This is a genomic window from Methylobacterium radiodurans, assembly GCF_003173735.1.
GTDB lineage: Bacteria > Pseudomonadota > Alphaproteobacteria > Rhizobiales > Beijerinckiaceae > Methylobacterium > Methylobacterium radiodurans.
In genome coordinates this window covers 4,830,173-4,844,168 of the sequence record NZ_CP029551.1, presented here as the reverse complement: position 1 = coordinate 4,844,168, position 13,996 = coordinate 4,830,173, and the positions used below count along the sequence as shown (strand labels likewise).

At 73.6% G+C, this 13,996-nt stretch carries 13 protein-coding genes; 9 read left to right on the top strand and 4 right to left on the bottom strand.

Going from position 1 to position 13,996, the window contains the following annotated elements:
- Positions 1-95: 95 nt before the first annotated feature.
- Positions 96-2,123 (bottom strand): threonine--tRNA ligase, encoded by a 2,028-nt coding sequence (thrS, locus tag DK427_RS22755; protein ID WP_109953368.1) that lies wholly within the window; start codon positions 2,121-2,123, stop codon positions 96-98.
- 124 nt (positions 2,124-2,247) lie between these two features.
- Complete coding sequence (locus DK427_RS22750; RefSeq protein WP_281276965.1) at positions 2,248-3,651, bottom strand: RsmB/NOP family class I SAM-dependent RNA methyltransferase; 1,404 nt, start codon at positions 3,649-3,651, stop codon at positions 2,248-2,250.
- Between the two features lie 66 nt (positions 3,652-3,717).
- On the opposite strand from DK427_RS22750, the gene DK427_RS22745 reads away from it, so the two are divergent.
- Positions 3,718-3,930: a DUF1674 domain-containing protein gene (locus DK427_RS22745; protein WP_109953366.1), complete on the top strand. Its 213-nt coding sequence runs from the start codon at positions 3,718-3,720 to the stop codon at positions 3,928-3,930.
- Between the two features lie 87 nt (positions 3,931-4,017).
- On the opposite strand, the gene DK427_RS22740 is transcribed toward DK427_RS22745, so the two are convergent.
- Positions 4,018-4,950 carry a hypothetical protein gene (locus DK427_RS22740; protein WP_109953365.1) on the bottom strand — a complete coding sequence of 311 codons (933 nt, stop codon included), beginning with the start codon at positions 4,948-4,950 and terminating at the stop codon, positions 4,018-4,020.
- A 141-nt stretch (positions 4,951-5,091) separates the two neighbouring features.
- Here DK427_RS22740 and DK427_RS22735 point away from each other — a divergent pair, with 141 nt between their 5' ends.
- Entirely contained in the window at positions 5,092-5,655 is a 564-nt protein-coding gene (locus tag DK427_RS22735; RefSeq protein ID WP_109953364.1) for a nitroreductase family protein, read from the top strand.
- Between the two features lie 10 nt (positions 5,656-5,665).
- A complete protein-coding gene (locus DK427_RS22730) occupies positions 5,666-6,283 on the top strand; it encodes a flavin reductase family protein (RefSeq protein ID WP_109953363.1) in 618 nt (205 codons plus the stop codon).
- Here the strand turns inward: DK427_RS22730 and DK427_RS22725 are convergent.
- A complete protein-coding gene (locus tag DK427_RS22725) occupies positions 6,270-6,707 on the bottom strand; it encodes a hypothetical protein (protein WP_109953362.1) in 438 nt (145 codons plus the stop codon). The genes DK427_RS22730 and DK427_RS22725 overlap by 14 nt on opposite strands.
- Positions 6,708-6,851: 144 nt before the next feature.
- Between DK427_RS22725 and DK427_RS22720 the strand changes: the two genes are divergently transcribed.
- The 6 genes from DK427_RS22720 (at position 6,852) to DK427_RS22695 (ending at position 13,991) form a co-directional block, all read left to right on the top strand.
- Entirely contained in the window at positions 6,852-7,925 is a 1,074-nt protein-coding gene (locus DK427_RS22720) for a lysozyme family protein (protein ID WP_109953361.1), read from the top strand.
- Entirely contained in the window at positions 7,922-9,388 is a 1,467-nt protein-coding gene (locus DK427_RS22715; RefSeq protein ID WP_109953360.1) for a DUF2336 domain-containing protein, read from the top strand. The genes DK427_RS22720 and DK427_RS22715 overlap by 4 nt, the downstream gene beginning before the upstream one ends.
- A 193-nt stretch (positions 9,389-9,581) precedes the next feature.
- A complete protein-coding gene (serS, locus tag DK427_RS22710) occupies positions 9,582-10,868 on the top strand; it encodes a serine--tRNA ligase (RefSeq protein WP_109953359.1) in 1,287 nt (428 codons plus the stop codon).
- Positions 10,868-11,632, top strand: a complete 765-nt coding sequence (gene surE / locus DK427_RS22705) for a 5'/3'-nucleotidase SurE (protein WP_109953358.1) — start codon at positions 10,868-10,870, stop codon at positions 11,630-11,632. The genes serS and surE overlap by 1 nt, the downstream gene beginning before the upstream one ends.
- 5 nt (positions 11,633-11,637) lie before the next feature.
- Complete coding sequence (locus DK427_RS22700) at positions 11,638-12,306, top strand: protein-L-isoaspartate O-methyltransferase family protein (protein ID WP_109953357.1); 669 nt, start codon at positions 11,638-11,640, stop codon at positions 12,304-12,306.
- Between the two features lie 197 nt (positions 12,307-12,503).
- Positions 12,504-13,991 carry a peptidoglycan DD-metalloendopeptidase family protein gene (locus tag DK427_RS22695; protein WP_109953356.1) on the top strand — a complete coding sequence of 496 codons (1,488 nt, stop codon included), beginning with the start codon at positions 12,504-12,506 and terminating at the stop codon, positions 13,989-13,991.
- Positions 13,992-13,996 lie beyond the last annotated feature (5 nt).

Genomic DNA, 13,996 nt, shown 5'->3' with positions numbered 1-13,996 from the left:
GCCGCCCTTTCTCGGAGGGAGTGTCAGAGAAAGGGTGGCGCTTCATTGGTCGTGGTCAGAGCCGCGGGCGAGGCGGCGCGACAGCCCGCCCCGGCCTACGGCGCCGGCTCGACCACGTGATGGCCGTCGAGGGCGACGTCGGCGCTCGGCCGGGTCTCGGCCACGGCCTCGGCCCGGCGGATGTCGGGCGCGGTCGCCTCGTCCACGAAGGCGGCCACGGCCTCGGCGAGCGGCAGGGTCTTCGTGCCCTGGCTGCCGAGCCGGCGAATCGAGACGGTGCGCTCCTCGGCCTCGCGGCGGCCCAGCGCCAGGATGACCGGCACCTTGGCGAGCGAGTGCTCGCGGACCTTGTAGTTGATCTTCTCGTTGCGCAGGTCGGCCTCGACCCGGAGCCCCGCGCGCTCCAGCGTTCGCACGACCTCGCGGGCGTAGTCGTCCGCATCGCCGGTGATCGTCGCCACCACGATCTGGGTCGGGGCGAGCCAGAGCGGGAAGTGGCCGGCGAAGTGCTCGATCAGGATGCCGGTGAAGCGCTCCATCGAGCCGCAGATCGCGCGGTGGACCATCACCGGGGGCTTCTTCTGGCTGTCGGCGTCGACGTAGAAGGCGCCGAAGCGCTCGGGCAGGTTGAAGTCCACCTGCGTCGTGCCGCACTGCCAGTCGCGGCCGATCGCGTCGCGCAGCACGTACTCGAATTTCGGCCCGTAGAAGGCGCCCTCGCCGGGGTTGACCGCGGTCTTGATCCGGCCGCCCGACTGCTCCTCGATCTGGGCCAGCACGCGCGTCATCACGGATTCCGCGTGGTCCCAGAGCGCGTCGGAGCCGACGCGCTTCTCGGGACGCGTGGAGAGCTTCACCAGGATCTCGTCGAAGCCGAAATCCGCGTAGGTCGAGAGGATCAGGTCGTTGATCTTCAGGCACTCGGCGGCGAGCTGGTCCTCGGTGCAGAAGATGTGCGCGTCGTCCTGGGTGAAGCCGCGCACGCGCATCAACCCGTGCATGGCGCCCGACGGCTCGTAGCGGTGGACCACGCCGAACTCGGCCATGCGCAGCGGCAGGTCGCGGTAGGATTTGAGCCCGTGCTTGAAGATCTGCACATGGCCCGGGCAGTTCATGGGTTTCAGAGCGAACCAGCGCTTGTCCTCGGCCTCCTCGCCCGCGCTCTGGGCCGCGAACATGTTCTCGCGGTACCAGCCCCAGTGGCCCGAGGTCTCCCAGAGCGCCTTGTCGAGGATCTGGGGCGCGTTCACCTCGGCATAGTCGCCCTTGAGGCGGCGGCGCATGTAGGCGATCAATTCCTGGAAGATCGTCCAGCCCTTGGCGTGCCAGAAGACGACGCCCGGCCCCTCCTCCTGGAAGTGGAACAGGTCCATCTCGCGGCCCAGGCGCCGGTGGTCGCGGCGCTCGGCCTCCTCCAGCCGGTGCAGGTAGGCGTCGAGATCGGCCTGGGAGGCCCAGGCGGTGCCGTAGATGCGCGTCAGCATCGGGTTGTTGGCGTCGCCTCGCCAATAGGCACCCGCGACCTTCATCAGCTTGAAGGCGGTGCCGACCTTGCCGGTCGAGGTCATGTGCGGGCCGCGGCAGAGGTCGAACCACTGGCCCTGGCGGTAGATCTTCAGATCCTCGCCGGCCGGGATCGCGTCGACCAGCTCGACCTTGTAGCCCTCGCCCTTGTCGGCGAAGAGCCGGCGCACGTCGTCGCGGGTCCAGATCTCCTTGGTGAAGGGCGCGTCGCGCGCGATGATCTCGCGCATCTTGGCCTCGATCTTCGGGAAGTCCTCCGGCGTGAAGGGCTCGTCCCGGGCGAAGTCGTAGTAGAACCCGTTCTCGATGACCGGACCGATCGTCACCTGCGTGCCGGGCCAGAGTTCCTGCACGGCCTCGGCCAGAACGTGGGCGCAATCGTGCCGGATAAGCTCCAGGGCGCGGGGATCGGTGCGGTCGAGGAACTCGATCCGGACGTCACGGTCGATCGTGTCGTCGAGGTCTGCCACCACGCCGTCGAGCGCCATCGCGACGGTGCGCTTGGCCAGCGACTTGGCGATGCCCTCCACGACCGCGCGGCCGGTCACGGCCGCGTCGTAGGCGCGCGTGTTGCCGTCGGGGAATGTCAGCGTGGGCATCGCATGTCGCTCCGGGCTCACTCCTGCGAACGCGGCAGGTAAGCGGGGGATTGGGGTGGCTCCCGCGCCGCGGCGCGGGAGCGGCCGTTTAGACCGATTTTCGCCGGGATGAAACGGGCGCGGGTCACGTCCGGCGGGTGAGCCGGCTCACGAAGAAGCCGTCGAGCCCGCCGCGCGCGTCCGTGCCGCCCCCGAGATGGCAGGGCAGGGTGCGCAGGTCGCCGTTGGGGTCGATGATCTCGGCGAGGCCGCCGACCTCATCGGGCCCTACGGGCACGCGCGCGAAATCCGCGTTCCGGTCCAGGAAGGCCGCGATCTGGGCCTCGCCCTCTTCCGGTTCCAGCGAGCAGGTGCAGTAGACGAGGCGCCCGCCCGGCCGCAGCAGCGTCGCGGCGTGGTCGAGCAGCCGCGCCTGCAGGCCGGCGAGGCGGGCGATATCGTCCGGCCGCTTGGTCCAGGCCACGTCCGGATGGCGGCGGATCGTGCCGGTGGCCGAGCACGGCGCGTCGAGGAGCACCGCGTCGAAGCTCCCCGGCCGGTCGAGCGCCAGCGCGTCGCCGACCACCACCTCCGCGGCGAGGCCGAGACGTTCCAGGTTGCGGCGCAGGCGCTCCAGGCGCGGGGCGGAGCGGTCGATGGCGCTGACGGCGGCGCCCGCGGCGGCGAGTTGCGCGGTCTTGCCGCCGGGCGCGGCGCAGAGATCGGCGATCCGCTCGCCGGCCCTGGCGCCGAGGAGCTTTGCGGGGAGTGCGGCGGCGGCGTCCTGCACCCACCACGCGCCCGCCTCGAAGCCGTCGAGCGCGCCGATCGGGCCCGATCCCGCGGCCAGCCGCAGCGATCCGGTCGGCAGCGAAACGGCACCGAGACGTCCGGCCCAACCTTCGGGATCCGCCTTCACGGTGATGTCGACGGTGGCGCCCGCCAGATGCGCTCTGCCGATCGCCTCCGCCCGGTCCGGCCCGTAGGCGGCGCGCCAGCGGGCGGCGAGCCAGTCCGGCGCGCCGTCGCCGAGCGGGTCGCCGCCAGCCAGGATCGCGTCGCGCTCGCGGGCGACCCGGCGCAGCACGGCGTTCACGAGGCCGCCGAGATGCTGGGTCCGCCGGTCCGCCTTGGCGAGGCGCACCGCGAGATCGACCGCGGCGTGGTCGGGCACCGCGAGGTCGAGGATCTGCGCGGCGCCGGTCGCGAGCAGCGCCAGGAGCAGGGGCTGGTCCTCTGGCAGGCCCTGGTCGAGACGGCCGCGCAAGGCCTCGCGGATCAGGCCGAACCGGCGAAAGGTGGCGGTGGCGATGGCCCGCGCCAGAGCGGCCTCGGCGGGCTCCAGGCCGCGGGCGGCCTGGGCCAGGGCGTCCTCCAGGGCGAGCGCCCGGTTCTGCCCGATCAGCTCGGCCACCGCCCGTTGGGCGGCGGCGCGCGCGCCGAGCCCAGCGACCTCCGGCGGCGCCTCGGCGGGCGCGCCATCCTGCTGTGCCGGCCCGGATGCGCTGCGGCCGCCTCGTCCGTTGCGCGGTGTCTGCCGTGATGCCACTTGTCTCGTCATCCCGAACCTGCCGGCTTGGTGCCGGTGCGCTGCCCTTCCATCCGAGCGAGCCCGATGCAAGACGAAACGCCGTTACCCGCCGAATCGAACCCACGCACGCTGAGCCCCGCGGCCGAGCGCGCGCTCGCGGAGGCAGCCGCGCGCCGCGCCGCGATCGATGCCCGGGCGGCCGAGATCGCGGCCAAGCCCGAGCGCCAGGGCCGCGGCGGCCTCGAACCGGTGCGCTACGAGGATTGGGAAGTGAAGGGCCTCGCCGTCGATTTCTGACGCGGCGCACGGTCGGCGTTCCGGACGCGGGCCCTGCTTCTCCCGCAGGCGTGAGATCCTCTCGGCATTCCTTCGGGAATCCCGATGTCACGCCCCCTTGGCCACCACCTCGATGTCGCGGTCCATGCCGCTCTCGACCTTGAACTCGCGGGTGTAGACCTGCCCGTCGTGGCGGGCGATCAGCACGTAGTCGCCCTCCGCCAGCGTCACCTGCGGGAAGGCGCCGATCGCCTCGCGGATCGTGTCGCCGCCGGGCGTCAGCACCGAGAAGGCCGTGCCCGCGAAGGCCTCGGCCCCGGGCGCGGCCACGAGCTTCAGCGTCACGGTCGCGGCCCGGTGGTTGAGCGTCGCGTCGGTGATCTTGCCGTTCTCGACCTTGAGGTCGGCGCGCTGGATCGCGTTCGATTCCCCGTAGGTCGAAACCACGTGATAGGTCCCCTCGGGCAGCCGGATCAGCTCCCCGGCCTTGACGCCGCTGCGCACCAGCCGTCCCTCCGAGTTGGTCCCCACCGGCACGAAGACCGAGAAGGCGAGCTGCGCGGGCGCGATCCGCTGGTCGCCGACCGCGCCCGAGAGCTTCAGCGCCCCCGCGCTCACCCGCAGCGTGTCGGTCTGCTGCTGGCCCGCCATGGTGATGCGCTTCGAGGCGCTGGCGAACCCGTAGGTCACGGTGGCGACGTAGGCGCCGGGCGCGAGGCGGAAACTCGGCGCAGGGTCGGTCGAGCGGGCCACGATGCTCGGCCGGTTGCCGTCGCCGCGATCGTCGTAGATGCGCCACGCGAGCCCCGCCCGCAGCGGCTCGCCGATGCCGGCGAGGATCGCGCTGAGCGAAAGGCTCGCCTCCGCCTCTGCCGGGCCCGGCGGGAAGGAGGGGGCCGTGATGGAGGGCGACGGCACGCCGGAGCCGAGGCGGTTCGGGAACGCGTCCTGCGCCGCCGCCGCTGCGGGCGCGAGCGCCGCCAGCAGGCAGACGCTGCGCAAACCTGCCCCGCGCAAACCTGCACCGATCCGCGCGCGCATCCTCAGCCTCTCCTGCCCGAGCCGTCGTCGTGACCCGCTCTCTGGCGCGGGACCGTGGCGGCGGCAAGGCGTCGCCCGCCGCTTCCCTCCGGCCGGCGCGCATGCCAAGTCCCGGATCGGACAGCCCACGGGACGCGCCCCATGAACGCCACCCTCGATCTTCTCCGCACCCGCCGCTCCGTGCCGCCGCCGCGCCTCGAGGCGCCCGGCCCGAGCCGCGAGGAACTCGACGCGATCCTGGCGGCCGCCTCCCGGGTGCCGGACCACGGCAAGCTCGCGCCCTGGCGCTTCATCGTGATCGAGGGCGAGGCCCGCCACCGGGTGGGCGAGACGCTGGCAGCGATCCACGCCGCCGACAACCCGAACGCGGATGCCGGCCGGCTGGAGCAGGAGCGCAAGCGCCTCGCCCACGCGCCGGTGGTGGTCGGGGTCGTCTCCCGCGCCGGGCCGCACGTGAAGATCCCGGAGTGGGAGCAGGTGCTCTCGGCGGGCGCGGCGGCGATGAACCTCATCGTCGCGGCCAACGCCGCGGGCTTCGCGACCTCCTGGCTGACCGAGTGGTTCGCCTACGACCGCCGCGCCCTCGACGCGCTCGGCCTCGCGCCGAGCGAGCGCATGGCGGGCTTCATCCATATCGGCCGACCGGCCGAGATCCCGAGCGACCGGCCGCGGCCGGATCTGGCCGAGATCGTCACGCGGCTCTGAGGTTTCTCCGATGGACTACGATTCCGAGAACCGCACCCTGCCGCACAACCCGCTCAAGGCGATCATCGCGCCCCGCCCGATCGGCTGGATCAGCGCGATGGACCGCGACGGGCGGCTCAACCTCGCGCCCTACTCGTTCTTCAACGCGGTCGGGGACGACATGGTGGCGTTCTCCTCCACAGGCCGTAAGGACGCCTTGACCTTCGCGGAATCGGGCGGCGACTTCGTCTGCAACCTCGCGAGCCACGGCCTTCGCGAGGCGATGAACGCCTCCTCGGCGCCGCTGCCCCGGGGCGAGAGCGAGTTCGATTTCGCGGGGCTCGCCACCGCCCCGTCCCGGAAGGTGCGCTCCCCCCGCGTCGCGGAGGCCGCCGCGGCGATCGAGTGCCGCTGGCTCCAGACCGTACCGCTGCGCCCGCTCGACGGGTCCGAACCCGCCAACTTTCTGGTGATCGGGCAGGTGGTCTCGATCTACATCGACGACCGCTTCGTGGCGGACGGCCGCGTGGACACGGCCGCGATGGAGCCGATCCTGCGCGGCGGCTACTTCGACTATTTCCGGATCACCCCCGAGAACCGGTTCGAGATGAACCGGCCGAAGGGCGGCGGGGATTTCAGGCGCCCCTGAGCGCGCCCGCCGCGTCGCTGACGAGAGCGACGAGCGGCACGCCCGCCGCCGCCGCGGCCAGCGCCAGCATGGTCCGCGCCCCGGCGCGCTCCGCAGGCCCCAGCACCTGGTCCAGGGCGGCCGCGTCGAGGCCGAGCGCCGCGAGGCGCGGGCCGGCCTCTGCGAAGCTCGCCGCCTGCAGCACGCCGCGCGCCGTCGTCAGGACAGGAACGATCCGGAGCGTCCCGTGGGTGAGGCCGGTCTCCGCCTCGTGCACGGCGAGCAGCGCGCCGAGCCGCACCACGTCGCGCCCGTGCTCGGCGCCGGTCAGCAGGACGCCCGCGGGCGTCGGGTCCAGAGCCTCCCCGAGATCGCGGGGCGTCCGGTCGAGCACGGCGTAGGAGCGGGGATCGTCGTCCGGCCGGAGGGAGAGCGTGCAGCGCATCGCCGCCCGAGGGTTAGGGATTGGGGACCGCACTTCAAGCTTTCTTTACCATGACGGCAACAGGATCCCGGACGGGAACGGCGGCGCGCCGTCCCGGCGCCAGCGGCTTCCCGGACCGGCGCGAATCCTCTCGCGGCGGGCCCGATGTTCCTGTTCACCACGCCCTCCAGCCCCCCCGAGCCCGCCCCGGCGGCGCCGCGGGGCGCCAATCCGGGCGTCAATCCAGGTGTCCTGCAGGCGATCCGCGAGGGTGCGCGGGCGAGCGGGGCGGGCTTCGACTACCTGCTCGCCACCGCCCAGCGCGAATCCGCGCTCGACCCCGGGGCCCGCGCCGGCACGTCGAGCGCCACCGGCCTGTTCCAGTTCATCGAGCAGACCTGGCTCGGCGTGATGAAGAATGCCGGGCCCCGCCTCGGCCTCGCCGCCTACGCCGACGCCATCACCGCCCGGGCCGACGGCGGCTACACGGTCGAGGACCCGGCCCAGCGCCAGCAGATCCTGGATCTGCGGCGCGATCCGAAGATCTCGGCGACGCTGGCGGGCGCGCTGACCCAGAAGAACGGCGAGGCGCTCGCCGCCGCGCTCGGGCGCGATCCGACCCCGGGCGATCTCTACGTCGCCCACGTTCTGGGCGCGCGGGGCGCCGCCGCGCTGATCGGCGCCGCCCGGGACACGCCGGACCGGGCCGCCGCCCTCGACATGCCGGAGGCGGCCGCCGCCAACCGGGCCCTGTTCTACGACCGCGCAGGCCGCCCGCGCAGCGTCTCCGAGCTCTATGCCAACCTCTCGGCCGCCGCGCGGGGCGTGGCCGACCTCGGCATCCAGGCCCAGGCCAGCGGCCTGCCGCAGGCCACCACCTCCTACGCGGCCTCGGCCTACGCCGCGGGTGCTGACCTGCGCAGCCTGTTCCAGACCGACCGCCGCACCGGCCCGGTGGCGCAAGGGCTCGGCCGGCTCTGGCAGGGCCGGGCCGAGGGCGCGGGGACCGAGCCGGCGCGACCTGCCCCGAGCTACTTCCCGCGCTCCGACCCGCGCGAGGACGTGGTCCGGGTCGAGGCGAGCGCGGAGACCGTCGCGACCACCGGCGCGATCGCCGCCCTGCCGCCGGCTGGCGCCGTCATCCGCAACCCGCCGCTGCCGCCGCGGCGCCCGGCCGCGCTCGCGGCCGCGCAGGCCCCCCTCCAGACCTCGCTCTTCGTCACCCGGAGCGGTCCATGATCATCCGACAGTTCCTGGCCTCCACGCAGCACACGTCCGCCGGCCAGCGGGCCGAGGCCGCCTCGGCGCTCGCCCGGGCCTTCCTCTACGGCAATCTCGGGCCGGAGGCGGCCTGGGAGGCCAAGACCGCGATCCTGGCGCTCCTCGACGACCCGGCCCCGATCGTGCGGCGCGCGCTCGCCGAGGCCTGCGCCGCCTCCGCGCGGGCGCCGCGCCCGCTCATCGTGGCGCTGGCGGGCGACCAGACGGAGGTCGCCTGCCTCGTGCTCGCCCGCTCGCCGGTCCTCACCGACGCGGACCTCGTCGATGCCGCCGCGATGGGCTGCGAGAGCGTGCGCGCCGCGATCGCCGCCCGCCATCACCTCTCCCACGCGGTCGCCGGGGCGCTCGCCGAGATCGCCGGGCCGGAGACGCTGGCGGTGCTCGCCCGCAACCCGACCGCCCGCATCACCACCGGGCGGATGCTGCGCATGGTCGAGCGCCAGGGCGCGGAGCCCGCGGTCCGAGAAGCCCTGCTGGCCCGGTCTGACCTGCCGATCGAGGTGCGCCACGCGGTCGGCGCGCGGCTCGCCCGCGACCTGGAGCACTTCGTCACCGGCTGCGGCTGGCTGACCCCCGAGCGCGGCGCCCGGATGAGCCGGGAGGCCGGCGAGCGCGCCGTGCTCGACCTTTGCGCCGGGGCCGGCCCCGCCGCGACCGCGCGCGTCGTGCGGCACCTGCGCGCCACCGGCCAGCTCAACGCCGGCCTGATCCTGCGGGCGATCCTCTCCGGCGCGGTCGCATTCGCGGAGGCCGCCTTCGCGGATCTCACCGCGCTCGAACCGGCCCGGGTCGCGACCCTGATGCGCGAGCCCCGCGGCGTCGCCGAGCTGCACCGCCGCGCCGGCCTCGCCGAGGCGCTTCTGCCCGCCATCGCCGCCGCGCTCGGCGCGTGGCGCGAGGCGCAGGACGGCGCGACCGCGGCGCACGGGGCCGGCCTGTCGCGCCGGATGATCGAGCGGGCGCTCACCGCCTGCGAGGACATGCCCTTCGGCGAGATGCAGGCCGTGATGGCGCTGCTCACCCGCTTCGAGGCGGAAGCCGCCCGCGACGAGGCCCGCGAGGTCGCCCGCGCCATCGCCGACGCGGCGCTCGCCCGCGAGGCCGCCCGCCGCGCGAGCCGCGACGAGGGCGCGGCGTGGGAGGCGGCCCAGGCCGCCGCACGGACGGCGGCGCGGACAGCGCCGGCACCCGTCCCGGTCGCGACTCTTCCGGAGCCTGTGCCGGGTGCGATGCTGGCATCCGTGCCGCACGCCCCGGAGACGGCCGCTTCCCCTTCCATCGACGCCCTCGACGCGGTGCTGGACGCGCTGCCGGGCGCGATCCTGGCGAGCTTTCGCGAGGAGCAGGAGCGCCTGCGCGAGGAGGCCGCCCGCGCGGACGCCCCGGCCGAGACCGAGATTCGGGAACGGCTCGCGGCCTGAGCAGCGGGACCCGCCGCTTTCCTCCCACGTCCGCGGGCTGCTGGCCGGACGACGTTGGCCGGCAGTTGCCGTGAGGGGATGAGCCGCCTTCCGCACGGCTCGCCCCGATCAAGGCCGGCTCGCCGTCTTTTCCGAACCTTGTGGTGCCGAGCCCGATGCGGCAAAGCGGGCGCGTCATCGCCCGAGCCAGCCCATGCACGACATCCGCGCCATCCGCGAGAACCCGGACGCCTTCGACCGCGACCTCGAGCGCCGCGGCCTCGCGCCCCTCTCGGCCGAGCTGATAGCCCTCGACGACGCCCGCAAGGGCGCGACCGCGGCGGCGCAGGCAAACCAGGAGCGCCGCAACGCGCTGGCCAAGGAGATCGGCGGCGCCAAGAAGGCGAAGGACGAGGCCCGCGCGGCCGAGCTGATGGCCGAGGTCGCCCGCCTCAAGGAGGAGGGGCCGGCGCTGGAGGCTGCGCAGAACGAGGCCGGCAAGGTCCTGGACGAGCGCCTCGCGGCGATCCCGAACCGCCCGAAGCCGGACGTGCCCGAGGGCGCCGACGAGCACGGCAACGTCGAGTACCGCCGCCACGAGGCCGGCCGAGAGCGCCTCACCGCCGGACGCCAGCACTTCGAGATCGGCGAGGCCATGCGGCTGATGGATTTCGAGGCGGCGGCGAAGATCTCCGGCTCGCGCTTCGTCGTGCTGAAGGGTCAGCTCGCCCGGATGGAGCGGGCACTCGGGCAGTTCATGATGGACCTGCACACGAGCGAGCACGGCTACACGGAGGTGGCGCCGCCGGTGCTGGTGCGCGACGAGGCGATGTTCGGCACGGCGCAGCTGCCGAAGTTCCGCGATGACCAATTCGCGGCGGGTGACGATTTCTGGTTGATCCCGACGGCCGAGGTCCCGCTGACCAACCTCGTGCGCGAGTCGATCCTGGCCGAGGACGAGCTGCCGCTGCGCTTCACCGCACTGACCCCCTGCTTCCGCGCGGAAGCCGGCGCGGCCGGCCGCGACACCCGCGGCATGCTGCGCCAGCACCAGTTCAACAAGGTCGAACTCGTCTCGATCACCGCGCCGGAAAAGTCGGCGGAGGAGCACGAGCGCATGCTCGCCTGCGCGGAGGCGGTGCTGAAGAAGCTCGATCTCACCTACCGGGTGATGACGCTCTGCACGGGCGACATGGGCTTTGCGAGCCAGAAGACCTACGACATCGAGGTCTGGGTACCGGGCCAGGAGACCTATCGGGAGATCTCCTCCTGCTCGGTCTGCGGCGACTTCCAGGCGCGGCGGATGAACGCGCGCTACCGCCCGAGCGGGCAGAAGGGCGTTCAGTTCCTGCACACGCTCAACGGCTCGGGCGTCGCGGTCGGCCGCGCGCTCATCGCCGTGATGGAGAACTACCAGAATCCGGACGGCAGCGTCACGGTGCCGTCCTGCCTGCAGCCCTATATGGGCGGCCTCACCCGGATCGAGGGACCCGCGAACTGATGCGCATTCTCGTCACCAACGACGACGGCATCCACGCGCCGGGCCTCGCCACGCTGGAAGCGATCGCCCGCGAGATCTCCGACGACGTCTGGGTGGTGGCGCCCGAGACCGACCAGTCGGGCGTGTCGCACTCGCTCTCGCTCAACGATCCCTTACGCCTGCGGCAGGTCTCGGAGCAGCGCTTCGCCATCAAGGGCACGCCCTCCGACTGCGTGATCATGGGCGTGCGCCACATCCTCGGCGACCATCCGCCGGACCTCGTCCTGTCGGGGGTCAACCGCGGCCAGAACGTCGCCGAGGACGTGACCTATTCGGGCACGATCGCCGCCGCGATGGAGGGCACGATCCTGGGCATCAAGTCGATCGCGCTCAGCCAAGCCTACGGTCCGGGCGGGCGCGGCGCGCTGAAATGGGACTGCGCCCGGACGCACGGGCCCCGGGTGATCGCTAAGATCCTCGACGCCGGCATCGAGCCCGGCATCCTCGTCAACGTGAACTTCCCTGATTGCGAGCCCGACGCCGTCCAGGGCATCGCGGTGGCCGCGCAGGGCCAGCGCAACCAGGCGCTGCTGGCGATCGACGCCCGCACGGACGGCCGCGGCAACCCCTACTTCTGGCTCACCTTCGCCAAGGCGCGGTTCGAGCCGGGCAACGGCTCCGATCTCAAGGCCATTGCCGAGCATCGTATCTCGGTGACGCCTCTGCGCCTCGACCTCACCGACGAGCCGACGCTGACCCGCTTCGCCCAGGCGTTTGCCGAGTAGCGCGGGTGGGGCCCGACAGCGGCGCCGAACCCGGCCTCACGGGCGGTCCGGCCGAGGAGGCGATCGGCAATGCCGCCTTCGTGCTGGCCCTGCGCGCGCGGGGCCTGCGCGACCGGGCGGTGCTGCGCGCGATGGAGCGGGTGCCGCGCGCCCGCTTCGCGCCGCCCGAGCACGCCGACCTCGCCCGGCGCGACCTCGCCCTGCCGCTGCCCTGCGGAGCCGTGATGACGGCGCCCGGCACCGTCGCCCGGATGCTGGCGCTGCTGAGTGTCGAGCCCGGCCAGCGCGTGCTGGAGATCGGCACCGGCTCCGGCTACGTCACGGCGCTGCTCGCCGAACTCGGCGCCGCGGTGACGAGCCTGGAGCGCTACGCCGCGCTGGCAGAGGCGGCACGCGGGCGGATTAGCCCGGATGCGCCGGTCGCCGTCCGCCAAGCGGACGGCCTCGCCGAGGCGGGGGAGGGCCCCTACGACCGGGTGCTGGTGAACGGCGCGGTCGGCGCGCTCAACCCGGGCTGGATCGCGGCGCTGGCGCCGGCCGGGCGCCTCGTGGCGGGTCTCGGCGCCCCGGGCGGCTGCCGGCTGACGCTCTACCGCCACGCCCCGGAGGGCTGCGAGACCGGCCCGCCGGCCCGCCTCGCGGGGCTGGTGCCGGGACGGGCGCTGGCGCTTTAGAACGCTCCCGGTCGGTCACGCCGGACACCGCTGGATCCCCTCTCCCCGCCGCGCGGGGAGAGGGTAACCCGCCCCACCCGGGTCAAGACCTCGGAAAGCTCTGAACCGTCGCCCGGCATGGTTTACGGGAACGGTTGCTTAACCTGAATCCGGTTTGAATGGCCGCATCAAGTTGCGTCAGGCAAACGGGTGCGTCGATGCGGGTTCGCGTGGCTGGACGGGGGATGCGGACGCTGTCGCGCGTCGCCCTCATCGGAATCATCGGCGGGGGTGCCGCCGCCTGCTCGTCGGACACGATGCGGCTCGGCGATCCCTTCACCAATCCCTTCGCGTCGAACCGGACGAGCGAGCCCTCCGCGACCGGCAGCCTGCCGGACAACGACCTCGCGCCGGCGCCCGCCATCCGCACGGGCCGGATCCAGTCGGAGGCGCTCGGCGCCCCCTCCGCCCCGATCACGCCCCGTGCCCTGCCGGCGCCCACCCCGGTCGCGATGAAGCCCGCTGCCGCGGCGCCCGCCACCCGCGTCGCCTCGACGGGCGCGGCCGGCTGGTCGGCCTCGGGCGGCACCACCATCACGGTCTCGCAGAACGACAGCCTCAATCAGATGTCGACCCGCTTCGGCGTGCCGGCCTCGGCGATCCTCTCGGCCAACGGCCTCACCAGCGCCAGCCAGGTCACCCCCGGCCGCCAGATCGTCATCCCGGTCTACAACGCGTCCGGCATGAACCCGGCCGCCACCCCCGCCATGAGCGCCCGCGCCGTGCCGGCGGCGCCTGCCGAGCGCCTGAAGGCCGCCGAGGCCAAGCGCCAGGACGAGCAGAAGCGCGTCGCCGAGACCAAGCGCGAGGCCGCCGCCCGCGAGGCCGCCGCCAAGGCCGAGGCGTCGCGGGAAGCCGCCAAGGAGGCCTCGAAGAAACTCGCCGAGGCCAAGGCCGCCAAGGAGGCCGCCCAGAAGGCCGCGGCGCTCGAGGCCGAGAAGAAGAAGCACGTCCGCCCCGGCCAGACCGCCAAGGTCGAGCCGAAGGACGCGAAGGCCGATCCGAAGGCCGAGGCCGCCCGCAAGGCCGAGGCCGAGGCCAAGCTCGCCAAGGCGGAGGCCGCCAAGGAGGCGGCCAAGAAGCTCGCCGAGGCGAAGTCGGCCAAGGACGCCGCCAAGGACGCCGCGAAGGCCGCGGCCGACAAGGCCGCCGCCGAGAAGCTGGCCGCCGACAAGGCCGCCGCGGCGGAGAAGAAGGTCGCGGCCAAGCCCGCCGAGAAGGCGGAGCCCGCCAGCACCGGCTCGGTCGCCCAGGCGCCCGCCGCCCCGGCGGGGCCGGACCAGAATTTCCGCTGGCCCGCCAAGGGCCGGGTGATCTCGGGCTACGGGACGTCCGGCAACGAGGGCATCAACATCGCGGTCCCGGAGGGCACCGCCGTGAAGGCCGCCGAGGACGGCACGGTCGCCTATGCGGGCTCGGACGTGAAGGGCTACGGCAAGCTCGTGCTGGTGCGCCACCAGAACGGCTACGTCTCGGCCTACGCCCATAACGGCGAGCTCGACGTGAAGCCGGGCGAGAAGGTGAAGCGGGGCCAGACGATCGCCAAGTCCGGCGCCTCGGGCAACGTCACCTCGCCCCAGCTGCACTTCGAGATCCGCAAGGGCGGCGCACCGATCGACCCGATGACGCACCTCGCCAGCAACTGATTGTT